Below are 12,855 nucleotides of genomic sequence, written 5' to 3'. Positions count from 1 at the left end.
CCCGAAGGGCGCCTGAGAGGTTCACCGAACCCGGAGGTAAGGCTTTCACCGTCGGCGGGACCAAGAGGTCCACTTTCCAGAGGCGTCTCGCTCGGGCGGTCCTGGATGCCTGAGAGGTTCCCGGGGAGGAACTTGCTCCTTCGGCGCCGGGTTCGAAACCCGGTCTCTCCCGCCTGAGTTCAGCGACTACCCGCGAAGAATACCCGCAGGTGCCCTGATCAGTCCTCAGGGACGCGACCAAGGTCTCAGCCGGTGGCGCGCTCCCGGCGCCGGCGGGTCAGCTCGTCCTCGGTCATAGGGGCGATCTCGACGCCGTCCGCACGTTCGGCCGGGAACTCGTGGATGGTGCCGCTGATCTCCCGCATCGCACCGCTGACCGCGATGCCGAACACGCCCTGACCGCCTTGAAGCAGGTCGACGACCTCTTCCGGCGAGGTGCACTCGTAGACGGTCGTGCCGTCGGAGAACAGGGTGATCTTCGCGAGGTCCTGAACGCCGCGGCGGCGCAGGTGGTCGACCGCGACCCGGATGTTCTGCAGCGAGACGCCGGTGTCCAGCAGTCGCTTGACGACCTTCAGAACCAGGATGTCCTTGAACGAGTACAGCCGCTGGCTGCCCGACCCGTGTGCGGTCCTTATCGTCGGCGCGACGAGTCCGGTCCTGGCCCAGTAGTCGAGCTGCCGGTACGTGATGCCCGCGATCTGGCACGCCGCGGGCCCCCGGTAGCCGACGAGCTCGTCCGGCAGCGAGGAGTCCGGGAACAGTTCACCCTGCAGCCCGGATTCGGCCCGCAAGGGCGCTTCCTCGACCACGCCTGCCTCCCCTCGGAACGGCCACGAAAGTCGAGGCCGTCAAGCCGCCGGATCAGCTCGCGCGGACCGGCGACGTCCACTCGAGTTCGACGGTAAGACCGGTGTGGGGGCAGGTCAACGCGACGCGCGGATAGCGTCGACCCTCAACCTGTGGTGGAGAGTCACACCGTCACCCGAACCAGGACGTTCAAGTGACGTTTAGTGATTGTTTAGCGGCCAAAACGCACGATGTGTAGTCCGATCGAGGGACAAGCCACCGGGCTACAACGGTTCCAAACGAGACAGACAGCGACACGCTGCAAATCAGGTGTCGGCGCCCCTGAAGTCTTCGGGCGAGACCGAGTCGAGGAACTCGCGGAACTTCTCCACCTCGTCCTCCTGCTCGTCCGGGATGATGAGACCCGCCTCGGCCAGCACGGACTCCTCCGCGTGGATCGGCACGCCGACGCGCAACGCGAGCGCCACCGAGTCCGAGGGCCGCGCGGACACCCGCACGTCGCCGTCGAAGACGAGCTCGGCGAAGAACGTGCCCTCCTGCAGGTCGGTGATCCGCACCTGTTCGAGGTTGCGGCCCAATGCCCCGATGACGTCCTTGAGCAGGTCGTGAGTCAGCGGGCGGGCCGGGCGAACACCCTGTTGTTCGAGCGCGATGGCCGTGGCCTCGACGGACCCGATCCAGATCGGCAGGTACCGCTCACCCTCGGTTTCGCGAAGCAGAAGGATCGGCTGGTTCTGGGGCAGCTCCACCCGCACGCCGACGACGCGCATCTCGCTCATCGGGCCTCGCCTCCCTCTATCCCGTTCGGGGAGTACCCGGATCACACCCGAGCATCCCCCGGCGTACGTGTTCGACGCTACCCGCCAAGCGGGCCGTGTGCTCAATCGTTGCGGGCAGATCGTGATCAACCAGACTCAACCGGACTGGCGCAAACCCGCCCTCACCAACAACGTGTGCAACGAGGTGAACAGGTCAGCCAATTCCCGGACCGTCTCGGGATCTGAGAAAGATTTCAGCACGACCACCTCGTGATCCGCTGCCGCGCGAACCGCGCGCAGGTGCTCGCGCTCGACGCCGAGTCCGATCATCGTCCGGATCGTGCGGAGCGCGGTGATGTCCTCGGTGGTGAACCGGCCACCGGGGCCGGGACGCAGCAGACCGTCGCGTTCCAGCTGGGACAGCTGCTCTGCGCCGATTCCGGTCTGGGTCAGCAGATCGACCCGCGACACCGAAGTGGAGTCGGCGACGACAGCATCGAGCTGCTCGCGGATCACCTTGAGCGGCAGGTACCTGTCGCGTTGTGCGGACAGCACGAACCGCAGCCTCTCGACGTCCGCCACGCTGAACTGGCGGTAGCCGGAGGCGGTGCGTGCCGGGCGGACCAGCCCCTCCGCTTCCAGGAAGCGGATCTTGGAGATGGTGACCTCGGGGAACTCGGGGCGGAGCTGCGCGAGCACCGCCCCGATGCTCAATACCCCACGTTGTGGCCGCCCGGCCGTCACGTGTCAGGCTCCCGCGGAGCCAGGACCCGTCAGGAAGACGAGACGGAACTTGCCGATCTGGACCTCGTCACCGTTCGCGAGGACGGCCTGGTCGACCGGCTCACGGTTCACGTAGGTGCCGTTGAGGCTGCCGACGTCGATGACGACGAACTCGCCGCTCTCCCTGCGGAACTCGGCGTGGCGGCGCGAGACCGTCACGTCGTCCAGGAAGATGTCGCTGTCGGGGTGGCGCCCCGCGCTCGTCGTGTCGCGGTCCAGCAGGAACCGGGAACCGGCGTTCGGGCCGCGCTTCACCACGAGCAGCGCGGATCCGGCGGGAAGGGCGTCGACACCGGCAACTGCCGGCTCCTGAGCGGGCGCCTCCGCGCCTTCGACTTCTTGGAGGAAGTCCGCCCGGAAGACGGAGGTCCGCTCCGGGGACTGCTCCGGCGGAACGCCTGGGCCGTCGTTCGTGCTCACCTGAGCTCTCCTCCTGCTGCTGGATCCGTCATTTCCGGTAAAACCTATCGCGTTCGGGTCGCCACCCGAGGAGCGGCTCCCCTTCCGGCCGAAGATCCGGCGAAAGATCGACGTCACTCCTTCTCCACCAACGCCTTGTACGCGTCCGCGTCCAGCAGCCCTTCCACCGCTTCCGGGTCGTTCAGCCGCAGCTCGACCATCCAGCCCTCGCCGTACGGATCGGTGTTCACGGCGTCGGGCGACTGCACCAAAGCGTCGTTGATGGCGACCACCTCGCCGTCGAGCGGCGAGTAGAGGTCGGACACGCTCTTCGTGGACTCGACCTCGCCGAAGGTGTCACCGGCCGCGACGGTGTGGCCCACCTCGGGCAGCTGGACGAAGACGACGTCACCGAGCTGTTCCTGGGCGTAGTCGGTGATGCCGACGCGCACGGTGTTCTCGCCTGTGCTGGCGATCCACTCGTGCTCCTCGGTGTAACGAAGCTCCTCGGGAATCAACTGACTGCGCTCCTCGTGCTGAACCTGTATGGGGTGATCTTTTCACGCGGCCTTTTCGGGAGTGACCCGCAGGGCCAGGAAGAACTGGTAGACGTACAGAAATGCCGACCACAGGTAGAGGGCCCCGCCCCAGGCCGTGAACGCGTAGGCGAACGGCAGGGCGGCCTGCGCCCACGCCGAGTCGCCCTGCGCGAGCAGCAGCAGGGGGAAGGCGTACAGCAGGTTGAAGGTCGCGGCCTTGCCGAGGTAGGTGACCTCGAACGGGCCCCAGCCCCGGCCGCGCAGGACCAGCAGGCAGATGCCGACGACGACCTCTCGCCCCACCAGCACGAGGGCGACCCAGAGGGGAACGATGTCCCTGATCACGAACGCCAGCAGCGTGGCGAACACGTACAGGCGGTCGGCGGCAGGATCGAGCAGCGTGCCCAGGCGCGAGGTCTGGTCGAGCCAGCGGGCGAGCTTGCCGTCGAGCCAGTCGGAGAAGCCCGCGAAGACGAGGACGAGCAGCGCCCAGCCGTCTTCGCGGGGTCCGAGCAACAGGTACAGGAAGAGCGGAACACCGGCCAGCCGCAACACGCTGAGCAGGTTCGGAATCGTCAGCAGGCGATCAGCCGGATCACGCACACCCGCACTCTAAACGAGTGACTGCGCACGGGCTGCCGGATGGCGTCACGGCACGCGGTGCGTCTGGTTGCGGGTGGTGCGGAGTTCTGCGTTCTGCGGAGCCTTTTGCAGGGGTGTGGCTCAGGCTGTTTTGAAAAGCGTCCAGCCTCGGCGCTGCATCTCGGCGCCGGAGATCGTGTGCGGGCGGCCTCGGTCGTCCCGGCCGACCCAGCGAGCGCGGAGACCCTCGAGCACGTAGGCGTGGCCCCGGCTCCAGACCACGCTGCACGGCGTGGTCGGCAGCGCAGTGTCCATCTCTGCGGACTGCTGAGGCTGGGTCTCCATGGCGGTTCTCATTTCAATCCCTCCGTGACATCAGGGATGTCGTGCACCGGGGCTCCGGCGTTATCCCTGGAAACGAATTCTGTCCGACTGTGGTTCAGAACACGTGTCATGTTTGGGTCCTAAGCGTTAACTGGATCGAACGGCGCGCCGAGCTGTTCGGGCCCGAAGCGGGACGGATGAACGGTTCGTTGCCTGCGCAACCGTTCGTCGCACGCCGATGACCGCACGTCTCGTCTTGTGCATCGGCCGGGCCTAACCTCAGCACGTGGACCAGGTGAAATTCGGTGCAGAACTGATCTCCCGCTTGATGGACCACCTGTGCGGGCAGCTGCCGGGGTGCGAGGGCGTCGGGCTGAGCGTGTGGCCGGACGCGGTCCAACTGCGGTCCGCCGGGATCGCCGCGGAGCTGGACCAGGCACAACTCGACAGCGGCGAGGGACCGCTCGTCGAGGCCTCTCGCGACGAGCGGCAGGTGTCCGGCCGCGTCGGTGACCGGCACGTGGTCGCCGTGCCGGGCAGCTGGGGCGACAGCGGGCCGGTCGTGCTGACCGTGTACCTCGACCACCCGCCGCAGATGGCGGATCTCCAGGCGATCGAGGAGATAGAGCCGCTCGTCGCGACCGCGGCCGCCGTCGTCGAGTTCTGCGCGGGCGAGGTGATGCGCGCCGACGAGATGGTGCGGATGGTGCAGCACCGGCGCTACATCGAGCAGGCGAAGGGGTTGCTGATGGGCGCGCGGCAGAGCGCGCCCGGCGACGCGTTCGAACTGCTGGTGCGGGCGAGCCAGCACGCGAACGTGAAACTGCGGGACCTGGCGACCGCGCTCGTGCTGGTCGTCGGCGGCGAACTGGAGGACAAGGCGGACGACGTGAAGTTCCCGCCGAAGATCGCCTACGACACCGCGCGGCAGCTCTGGGCGGCCGTGAAGGTGTGACCTCCACACGTTTGAGACGTGCACCGCAGGGGTATGAGGAGTGCGACCTGTCCTGGGTAGCGGCCTCTCCCGTACGGTGAGGCCGCAGCGGTTGAGCCAGCAGCCGTGATGGGACCGCTGCGAGGGCGGCTCTCTCGTCGTACGAAAGGGAGAACGTCAGTGACTGTGCAGGACCCGCGTGCGGAGCAGACGATCGAGCTGTCGGCCAGTCAGCCGGCGGACGGTGTCACGGTGCTCGCCGTGTCCGGCGAGGTCGACATGGTGTCCGCGCCTTCGCTGCGCGACGCGGTGATGCCCGGCCTGTCGGACGGTTCGACCTTCGTGGTCGACATGACAGGCGTGACCTTCCTCGGTTCCGCCGGACTGGCCGTGCTCGTCGAGGCGGCCCGGCTGGCGCAACAGCAGAACGCGGCTCTCAAGGTCGTCGCGAAGGCTCGCGCCGTGACGCGGCCGTTGGAGGCCACTGGCCTCGGCGAGGTGTTCAACTTGCACGAGTCGGTCGACTCGGCGCTGGCCTAAGCCACGTCCACTACCGAACGCAACCCCGACGTCTCGACTGCCTTGCGGGCGGCCGATCCCCGTGGCGCGATCACGGTGAGACGGTTGCCGGCGGAGTTGAGCGCCGCCGCGACGGCGAACAGCGCGTCCACGACGCCATCGGTCTCCACTCCCAGCGAGCTGAGGTCGACCGTCAGCGGCACGGTGCCGCCTCGGGCGCCCGTCGACAGGATGCGGCGCAGCGACGGACCGGCGGAGGCGGGCGCCTCACCCTCCACCACTGCCAGGACGCCAGAGGAGGTCTCGTGCACGTGCACCTCGCACGAAGGCGTCCGATCGGCGGCCACCGGAACCGCTGCCCGGGTTCGGGTGAGGCGCACGGTCGTGCCCGCCGCCGAGCGGAGGATCTCGACTTCGTCCACGCTTTCCCGCATGAGCAGAAGTCCCCTGCCGCGCGTGGTGAGCGCGGGCGGCGGCACGCGCCACTGGCCGTGGTCGATCACGTCGACCTGGACACTGCCGTCGGTTCCGGCCTTCGCCCGGACCTCGACGGTGCCGCGTGCCGGGCCGGGGTAGGCGTGTTCCACGGAGTTGTTGACCGCCTCGCTGACCGCCAGGACGAGGTCGCTCACCTCGTCCTCCCCGAAACCGCTGCAGCGCAGCCACAACCGCAGCTGCTGGCGTGCGGCGGCCACCTCGTGTGCGTCCGCGGGGAAGCGGAAGGCCAGGAAGTCCTCGTGCATGAGCACTGTGCCCCATCCTCTCTGGGCTGCTCCCCGGGTCGCTTGCCTCCAGCAGGTGATTTCCCTGGGGGCGGCGGTAATACACGTGTGAAACGAAATCGATTCGGGTACGGCAGTGATGTGCCGGCCTTCAGCAGAACGGACTACGAGGTGGGTGTGACGCAATTGTCAGGTGTCGAACTGCGGATGGCCGCTGATCCGACTCAGCTGTCCATCGTGCGTGCCGTCGCGGCGGACATCGCGATGCGCCAGGACTTCGACCTCGACTCGATCGAGGACCTCAAGCTCGCCGTCGACGAGACGTGCTCGACGCTGATCACGCTCGCGGCCCACGACGCGGTGCTCAGCTGCCACTTCGCGGTGGACGGCGGTGGTGCGGTCAGAGTCAGCGCGCAGATCAACGCCAAGTCCGCGGCGGGCCCCGACGAGCACAGCTTCGGCTGGCGGGTGCTGACCGCGCTCGTGGACTCGGTGGAGACCTCGGTGGACGAGGCCGAAGGGTTCACGGTCCACATCCGCCTGGTGAAGTCCTCGGCAGGGGCGGTGGATGCGTGACCAAGCCAGAAGCGGCGACGAAAACCTCCAAGGGCGGTGACTACGACCACCTGGCCCCGCTCTTCGCCGAGCTCGCCGTGACGCCTGCCGGGCCCGCGCGGGAGACGTTGCGCGACCGGTTGGTGACCGAACACCTGCCGGTCGCCCAGCACATCGCGCGCAGATTCGGGCACCGCGGCGAACCGCACGAGGACCTGGTGCAGGTCGCGACGGTCGGGCTGATCAACGCGGTCGACAGGTTCGACCCGGATCGCGGCTCCGACTTCCTGTCGTTCGCCGTGCCCACGATCATGGGCGAGGTCCGGAAGTACTTCCGGGACTCCAGCTGGTCGGTGCGGATGCCGCGGCGGTTGAAGGAGCTGCATCTCGCGATCAACGCCGGCACCTCGCGGCTGTCGCAGTCGCTCGGGCGAGCGCCCACGCCGTCGGAACTCGCCGAGCACCTGGGACTGTCGCGCGACGAGATCCACGAAGGACTCGCGGCCGGAAACGCTTACCAGAGCGCGTCTTTGGACGACATGCTGATGTCGGAAGACTCGTCGATCTCGCTGGGCAGCACGATCGGCGAGGAAGATCCGGAGATCTCGATGATCGAGCAGCGGGAGGCCCTGCACCCGTTGCTGCAGCAGCTGCCCGAGCGCGAGCGCAAGATCGTGATCATGCGGTTCTTCGGGAACATGACCCAGACGCAGATCGCCCAGAAGGTCGGGATCTCGCAGATGCACGTGTCGCGGTTGCTCGCGAAGACGTTGCGGCAGTTGCGGGATGTGCTCGAGGAGTGAACGGAGCGGTAGCCGGCGGTTCTGACCGCCGGCTACCGCATCCGGCGTCTGCCACGAGCAGGTGGCACACGCGTCAGTGGCGCGGCGACACGCAAAAGCTCACTGGCAAGGCTCACTGGCGAAGGATCACTGGCAAGGCTCACGCCGAGGCGACGACGCGGACCCGGCGGCGGGCCGACGCGACGATCTGGCGGCGTTCGTCCTCCCCCATGCCGCCCCAGACGCCGTACGGCTCCTGGGCCTCCAGCGCGTGGGTGCGGCACATCTCCAGCACCGGGCAGTGCGCGCAGATCGCCTTCGCCTTCTCCTCCCTGGCCACGCGGGCGTAGCCGCGTTCGTTGTCCGGGTGGAAGAAGACCGCGCTGTTCTGGCCGCGGCACAGACCTTCCATCTGCCAGTCCCACACGTCGGTGACCGGCTTGGGCAGACGGGTCGTGCAGGTCATCGCGACTCCCTTGCTGGGCGGAAGAGTTGCGATCACTGCGTACCCGTGGGCGGACCAGGGATAAACCTGTTGGTGGCCTACAGCCGGTCGGGTGCCCCAATGCCCAGCAGGGACAGCCCCAGGGTGAGCACGCGTGACGTGAGCGTGAGCAGGTGCAGGCGCGAGTCCTGGAGCTCCTGCGTCTCCGCCGTCGCGACCGGGCAGTTGTTGTAGAACGTGGAGAACGCCGTGGCCGTCTCGAACAGGTAGTTCGTCACCTTGTGCGGGGCCAGCTCGTCGATCGCGGCCTGGATCGCGGTGGGCAGCTGGAGCAGCTTCAGGGCGAGGTCGCGTTCGGCCTGCTCCTGCAGGACCAGCGGGGCATCCGCCGGCGCCGTGCGGCCCACCTTGCGGCCGATCGAGAGGATGCGGGCGTTCGCGTACTGGATGTACACGGACGTGTCGCCGGTGGTGGCGAGCATCTTCTCCCAGGTGAAGACGTAGTCCTTTTCGCGGTCGTTGGAGAGGTCCGCGTACTTCACCGCGCCGAGGCCGATTGTGCGGGCGAGCGCGTCCTTCTCGGCACCCTCCACTTCGGACGTTTCGGGCATCACCTTGTAGGCGTTCTCGATCGCCTCGTCCAGCAGGTCGATGAGCTTGAGGGTGCCGCCCGCGCGGGTGCGGATGGTCTTGCCGTCCGAGCCGAGGATCGTGCCGAAGCCGGTGTGCACGGCGGTGTGCGCGTCGTCGAGCCAGCCTGCCTGCTTCGACGTCGCGAAGATCATCTGGAAGTGCTGGGCCTGCGGGGTGCCGACCACGTAGATCAGCCGGTCGACCTTGCGGTCGCGCACCCAGTAGCGGGCGGTCGCGAAGTCCGTGGTGGCGTAGCCGTAGCCGCCGTCGCTCTTGCGGACGATGAGCGGGAGGCGGTCGCCCTCGCGGTTGGTGAAGCCGGGCGGGAACACGCACAGCGCGCCGTCGCTGGTCTCGATGAGACCCTTCTGCTGCAGCTCGGTGATCGTGTCCGCGAGGTACGGGTTGTAGAAGCTCTCGCCGTAGTTGTCCTCGGCGCTCAGGCCGATGCCGAGCAGCTCGTAGACCTGGTTGAAGTGCCGCTGCGACTCGGCCACCAGCTCGTGCCACAGGGCCAGCGTGGCCTCGTCACCGCCCTGCAGCAGCACCACCCGGCGGCGCGCGCGGTCGGCGAAGCCCGGCTCGTTGTCGAACTTCTGCCTTGCCTGCTGGTAGAACGCGTTCAGGTCGCTGATCTTGTGATCCGTGCCCTGGCCCTCGTCGGTGAGGTGCTCGATGAGCATGCCGAACGGCGTGCCCCAGTCACCGAGGTGGTTGTGCGGGATGACCTCGTGGCCCGCGAACGTGAGCAGGCGGGAGAACGCGTCACCGATGATCGTCGAGCGCAGGTGGCCGACGTGCATCTCCTTGGCGACGTTCGGGCTGCTGTAGTCGATCGCGATGCGCTGCGGTTCCCCGGTGCGCGGCACGCCGAGGCGGTCGTCGCCCAGCAGGTGCGCGGTCTGCGCCTCGAGCCACTCGCGGCGCAGCTTCAGGTTGATGAAGCCGGGGCCGGCGATCTCCGGCGTCTCGATCGCGTCGGCCGCGTCCAGGTGCTCGACGATCAGGGCGGCGACCTCGCGCGGGTTCTTGCCGACCTTCTTCGCGAGGCTCATCGCCACGTTGCACTGGTAGTCGGCACCGTCTCGGTTGGACGGTCGGATCAGCGCTTCGTCGGCGGTGATGTCCACGTCCAGAGCGGCGCGCAACGCCCGCGCGACCCGCTGGCCCAGTTCGAGCCCGACATCCCCACGCAGCACTGAACCCACCTTCCTGAAGTTCGACTGAAGAGTCCCAGTATTTCACCAACGACCGAGCAACAGCGCACCGCCGCCCACGAGTGCCGCGAGGCTCACCACACCGAAGAACGTCACCCAGCCGAGCGCGGGCACGCCGGTGAGCCAGGCGAGCTGGTCGGCGTCGCTGCGCTGGGCCTGCCGGCGCCACCGCTTGACCTGCAGTTCCCACACCGGACGCACGCCGCCGAGCAGCAGGAACCAGGCGAACACGTACGCGGCGGCGTCCCTGACCTCGAGCGAGGCGTAGAAGGACACGAACAGGAAGATCCCGCCGGTGACGATGATCGAGAGGATGCCGAAGGCGTTGCGGATCATGATGAGCATGGCCGCGAGGAAGCCGATGCTGATCCAGAGCATGAGCTGGATGTGCTCGTTGGTGATCAGCAGGGCGGCGCCGAAGCCGAGCAGCGAGGGCGCGATGTAACCGGCGAGGGCGGTGAACACCATGCCGGGGCCGCGGGGCTTGCCGCGCGAGACGGTGAGGCCGCTGGTGTCGGAGTGCAACTTGATGCCGCTGAGGCGGCGGCCGGTCAGAACCGCGAGCAGGGCGTGGCCGCCTTCGTGGGCGATGGTGATGACGTTGCGGGTGAGCCGCCAGATCCCTCCCACCGCGACGGCCAGGAACGCGGCCAGCGCGGTGCCCCAGGTGATCAGGACTTCGTCGGTCAGCAGTTCCGGCATCGCGACATCGAAACAGACGCGCCGTGAGAGCCGCATGTGGGCTCGCACGACGCGCCTGTCACCGGACAGGGGGCGTCCGGGGGGTACCTCAGTGCTTGATCTTGTCCTTCAGGTCGGCCTTGCTCACCTTGTCGGTCTTCGGGTCGATGACCGCCTGCTCCTTGGTGATCGGCTCCTGCTCCTTGGTGATCGGTCCGTCGCGGTCGTCCCGGAAGGCCGCCGAGCGCTGCTCCGGCAGCACCGGCTCCTCCTCCTCGATCAGCTTGCGGCGCGCGGGCAGCACTGCGAGCAGCAGGCCGAAGACCGCGAGGCCGAGGTGCAGCCAGTTGTCGTTCGTGTTGAGCGCCAACGGGTTGCCGAACTCGGACACCGGGTTCTGCGCGACGATCCCGGTGATCATCAGGCCCCACACGAAGGTGACGCCGTAGCCGAGGAACAGCAGCCACCCGTACAGCCGGGCGAGGCCCGACCCGAGTGCCATGAGCAGACCGAGCACGCCGACGACCACGTGCACCAGGTTGTGCAACGGGTTCACCGAGAACCCGAGCACGAACGCGTGGACGGACCAGTCGCCCACGCCGGTGCGGACGAAGCCCACGACGCCGAACACGATGAACGCGATACCGGCCAGCGCAGCCAGCAACTGCACCGGTTGCAGACCGGCGACCTTGACTGTGACGCGGTGGGTCATGACGCCCTCCAGGCTCGGTACTTGTCGCCCCGCTGACTACCCCGTCCTGACCTCCATCAAACCGTTCGCGGACACCACGGGCATGCCGTTGCGGGCCACGACGACGTTGCTCTTGGCCACGTGCACCACGCGTGCCCGCGACGGGTTCACCAGCACGGTGACCTCCGCGTTGAGCTCGGTGTAGGCGCGGACCTCGATCTGGGTGCCGCGTGCGGCGGCGTTGCGCAGGGCGGCCGCGAGCACGTCCAGGTTCCACGGCTTGACGAGGCGGTACGCGAACTCGTCGACGTGCAGCACGGCCCAGAGTTCGGTGCTGGTGGGTGGATCGGTCGGATTCATCGGGTAAATCCCCTCGGGTGGCTTCCCTCATCTGACCTTCGGCGGAGGTGCGCGGTCCGGTTCTGTTGCCCTTCAAGGAGAACTCGGGTGCGCCAACCGGCACGTCCGTCGCAACACCTGAGTCCGGTCGCGGGCGGTCTGCGGCTTGTCCTTGTACAGCAACAGGATGGCTTCCCGCATGTTCCCTAGGAGGTGCCGCGGAACGGTCAGATACGGCCCGGCGTCGCCTGCGGCTTGCGCCCGATTCCCGCGTAGGCCCCCGGCACGACGTACGGCGGCTCGATCGACAGACCTTCCATGAGCTGCTCGACCGGCGTCGGGTGCGACACCACCAGGAACCCGCCGGCGGGCAACGCGTGCCGGTACCGGCGCACCACCCGGCCGGGCCCGGTCACGTCGTCGACGTAGCGCAGGACGTCCACCATCAGCACCGCGTAGGGCTCACGCAGATCGAGGTGGGACAGCACGCCCGGATGCCTCAGCACCTGGTCGGGACGGCGCAGATCGGCCTCCACCGCGCAGGCCCGCGGTTCGCCGCGCAACAGCCCGCGCCCGAACGCCACGGTCACCGGGTCCGAGTCGACGTACACGACCCTGGCATCCGGCAACGTCTGGTGCGTCGCACCGCACGTCGGGATGCCCGAACCGAGGTCGAGGAACTGGCGGACACCCGCGGCCCAGCAGTGGCGCACGGCCTGGCGCAGGAACACCCGGTGCGCCCTGGTCACGAGCGGCAGCTCCGGGTCGATCCGGACGGCCTGCTTGGCGAATGCCCGATCGGGCGCGTAGTTGTGCGCGCCACCGAGGTAGAAGTCGTGGATCCGCGCGGCGTTCGGCCGACGTACGTCGACCTCGTAGCGTGCGAAGGCGGGGACCGCAGCCATTCGCAGAGCGTAACTGGCGCCTAGACCATTCGGGCGAAGTTTTCGAAGATTCTTTGGGTCCGTCTGACATTGACCCCGAGGAGGGCGGGCCCAGTCCACCCCACGGAGACCGGGCCACGTAGCGCGTACGGGGATCGAACCCGTGTTTCCGGAGTGAGAATCCGACGTCCTGACCACTGGACGAACACGCCTAGAACGAGCATTGATACACAAATGCTCGCAGAGATTAGAAGAAAA

Annotated in this window: 18 protein-coding genes, 1 tRNA gene and 1 riboswitch; of the genes, 4 read left to right on the top strand and 15 right to left on the bottom strand. The window is 67.9% G+C overall.

From position 1 onward, the window contains the following. Positions 1 to 86: 86 nt before the first annotated feature. A riboswitch (glycine riboswitch) is annotated at positions 87 to 182 on the bottom strand. 63 nt (positions 183 to 245) lie between these two features. The 7 genes from ACIA8G_RS29430 to ACIA8G_RS29400 form a co-directional block, all read right to left on the bottom strand. Beyond that, entirely contained in the window at positions 246 to 812 is a 567-nt protein-coding gene (locus tag ACIA8G_RS29430; RefSeq protein ID WP_396421933.1) for a MerR family transcriptional regulator, read from the bottom strand. A 303-nt stretch (positions 813 to 1,115) separates the two neighbouring features. Next, entirely contained in the window at positions 1,116 to 1,589 is a 474-nt protein-coding gene (locus tag ACIA8G_RS29425) for a bifunctional nuclease family protein (RefSeq protein WP_030468959.1), read from the bottom strand. Between the two features lie 135 nt (positions 1,590 to 1,724). After that, positions 1,725 to 2,282 carry a MerR family transcriptional regulator gene (locus ACIA8G_RS29420; RefSeq protein WP_396421932.1) on the bottom strand — a complete coding sequence of 186 codons (558 nt, stop codon included), beginning with the start codon at positions 2,280 to 2,282 and terminating at the stop codon, positions 1,725 to 1,727. Positions 2,283 to 2,315: 33 nt separating this feature from the next. Beyond that, positions 2,316 to 2,771, bottom strand: coding sequence for a glycogen accumulation regulator GarA (gene garA / locus ACIA8G_RS29415; protein ID WP_396421931.1), 456 nt, complete (start codon positions 2,769 to 2,771; stop codon positions 2,316 to 2,318). 113 nt (positions 2,772 to 2,884) lie between these two features. Then, positions 2,885 to 3,268, bottom strand: a complete 384-nt coding sequence (gene gcvH / locus ACIA8G_RS29410; protein ID WP_396421930.1) for a glycine cleavage system protein GcvH — start codon at positions 3,266 to 3,268, stop codon at positions 2,885 to 2,887. Between the two features lie 42 nt (positions 3,269 to 3,310). After that, positions 3,311 to 3,892: a CDP-alcohol phosphatidyltransferase family protein gene (locus ACIA8G_RS29405; RefSeq protein ID WP_396421929.1), complete on the bottom strand. Its 582-nt coding sequence runs from the start codon at positions 3,890 to 3,892 to the stop codon at positions 3,311 to 3,313. Positions 3,893 to 4,012: 120 nt separating this feature from the next. Continuing rightward, a complete protein-coding gene (locus ACIA8G_RS29400) occupies positions 4,013 to 4,228 on the bottom strand; it encodes a hypothetical protein (RefSeq protein ID WP_396421928.1) in 216 nt (71 codons plus the stop codon). Positions 4,229 to 4,481: 253 nt separating this feature from the next. Here ACIA8G_RS29400 and ACIA8G_RS29395 point away from each other — a divergent pair, with 253 nt between their 5' ends. Both ACIA8G_RS29395 and ACIA8G_RS29390 read left to right on the top strand, forming a co-directional pair. Then, complete coding sequence (locus tag ACIA8G_RS29395; protein WP_396421927.1) at positions 4,482 to 5,150, top strand: ANTAR domain-containing protein; 669 nt, start codon at positions 4,482 to 4,484, stop codon at positions 5,148 to 5,150. Between the two features lie 159 nt (positions 5,151 to 5,309). Continuing rightward, entirely contained in the window at positions 5,310 to 5,669 is a 360-nt protein-coding gene (locus ACIA8G_RS29390; protein ID WP_396421926.1) for an STAS domain-containing protein, read from the top strand. Here the strand turns inward: ACIA8G_RS29390 and ACIA8G_RS29385 are convergent. Then, positions 5,666 to 6,391 (bottom strand): ATP-binding protein, encoded by a 726-nt coding sequence (locus ACIA8G_RS29385; RefSeq protein ID WP_396422346.1) that lies wholly within the window; start codon positions 6,389 to 6,391, stop codon positions 5,666 to 5,668. The genes ACIA8G_RS29390 and ACIA8G_RS29385 overlap by 4 nt on opposite strands. 156 nt (positions 6,392 to 6,547) lie before the next feature. Here ACIA8G_RS29385 and ACIA8G_RS29380 point away from each other — a divergent pair, with 156 nt between their 5' ends. Next, complete coding sequence (locus ACIA8G_RS29380; protein ID WP_396421925.1) at positions 6,548 to 6,946, top strand: ATP-binding protein; 399 nt, start codon at positions 6,548 to 6,550, stop codon at positions 6,944 to 6,946. Then, entirely contained in the window at positions 6,943 to 7,728 is a 786-nt protein-coding gene (locus ACIA8G_RS29375) for a SigB/SigF/SigG family RNA polymerase sigma factor (protein ID WP_396421924.1), read from the top strand. Before ACIA8G_RS29380 ends, ACIA8G_RS29375 begins: the two co-directional genes overlap by 4 nt. 139 nt (positions 7,729 to 7,867) lie before the next feature. On the opposite strand, the gene ACIA8G_RS29370 is transcribed toward ACIA8G_RS29375, so the two are convergent. From ACIA8G_RS29370 to ACIA8G_RS29340, 7 genes are all read right to left on the bottom strand, one after another. Then, positions 7,868 to 8,173, bottom strand: coding sequence for a WhiB family transcriptional regulator (locus ACIA8G_RS29370; RefSeq protein WP_396421923.1), 306 nt, complete (start codon positions 8,171 to 8,173; stop codon positions 7,868 to 7,870). Between the two features lie 77 nt (positions 8,174 to 8,250). Beyond that, positions 8,251 to 9,984, bottom strand: a complete 1,734-nt coding sequence (argS, locus tag ACIA8G_RS29365; RefSeq protein WP_396421922.1) for an arginine--tRNA ligase — start codon at positions 9,982 to 9,984, stop codon at positions 8,251 to 8,253. A 42-nt stretch (positions 9,985 to 10,026) separates the two neighbouring features. Continuing rightward, entirely contained in the window at positions 10,027 to 10,704 is a 678-nt protein-coding gene (locus ACIA8G_RS29360; RefSeq protein ID WP_396421921.1) for a M50 family metallopeptidase, read from the bottom strand. 88 nt (positions 10,705 to 10,792) lie between these two features. Then, on the bottom strand, positions 10,793 to 11,395 hold the full coding sequence (locus ACIA8G_RS29355) for a DUF4383 domain-containing protein (RefSeq protein WP_396421920.1): 603 nt from the start codon (positions 11,393 to 11,395) through the stop codon (positions 10,793 to 10,795). Positions 11,396 to 11,431: 36 nt separating this feature from the next. Continuing rightward, entirely contained in the window at positions 11,432 to 11,734 is a 303-nt protein-coding gene (locus tag ACIA8G_RS29350; RefSeq protein WP_396421919.1) for a hypothetical protein, read from the bottom strand. A 206-nt stretch (positions 11,735 to 11,940) separates the two neighbouring features. Then, entirely contained in the window at positions 11,941 to 12,618 is a 678-nt protein-coding gene (locus ACIA8G_RS29345; RefSeq protein ID WP_396421918.1) for an SAM-dependent methyltransferase, read from the bottom strand. 119 nt (positions 12,619 to 12,737) lie between these two features. Continuing rightward, positions 12,738 to 12,809 (bottom strand) — tRNA-Glu (locus ACIA8G_RS29340). Between the last annotated feature and the right edge of the window lie 46 nt (positions 12,810 to 12,855).

The sequence above is a fragment of the Lentzea sp. NPDC051213 genome (assembly GCF_044455585.1).
Taxonomy (GTDB): domain Bacteria; phylum Actinomycetota; class Actinomycetes; order Mycobacteriales; family Pseudonocardiaceae; genus Lentzea.
This window is presented reverse-complemented; position numbering and strand designations above follow the sequence as displayed.

Excerpts from the sequence above, each read along its gene's own strand:
- ACIA8G_RS29355 (WP_396421920.1), bottom strand. The coding sequence starts at position 11,395 with ATGACCCACCGCGTCACAGTCAAGGTCGCCGGTCTGCAACCGGTGCAG.
- ACIA8G_RS29360 (WP_396421921.1), bottom strand. The coding sequence starts at position 10,704 with ATGCCGGAACTGCTGACCGACGAAGTCCTGATCACCTGGGGCACCGCG.
- ACIA8G_RS29350 (WP_396421919.1), bottom strand. The coding sequence starts at position 11,734 with ATGAATCCGACCGATCCACCCACCAGCACCGAACTCTGGGCCGTGCTG.
- ACIA8G_RS29345 (WP_396421918.1), bottom strand. The coding sequence starts at position 12,618 with ATGGCTGCGGTCCCCGCCTTCGCACGCTACGAGGTCGACGTACGTCGG.
- ACIA8G_RS29385 (WP_396422346.1), bottom strand. The coding sequence starts at position 6,391 with ATGCACGAGGACTTCCTGGCCTTCCGCTTCCCCGCGGACGCACACGAG.
- ACIA8G_RS29400 (WP_396421928.1), bottom strand. The coding sequence starts at position 4,228 with ATGAGAACCGCCATGGAGACCCAGCCTCAGCAGTCCGCAGAGATGGAC.
- ACIA8G_RS29370 (WP_396421923.1), bottom strand. The coding sequence starts at position 8,173 with ATGACCTGCACGACCCGTCTGCCCAAGCCGGTCACCGACGTGTGGGAC.
- ACIA8G_RS29425 (WP_030468959.1), bottom strand. The coding sequence starts at position 1,589 with ATGAGCGAGATGCGCGTCGTCGGCGTGCGGGTGGAGCTGCCCCAGAAC.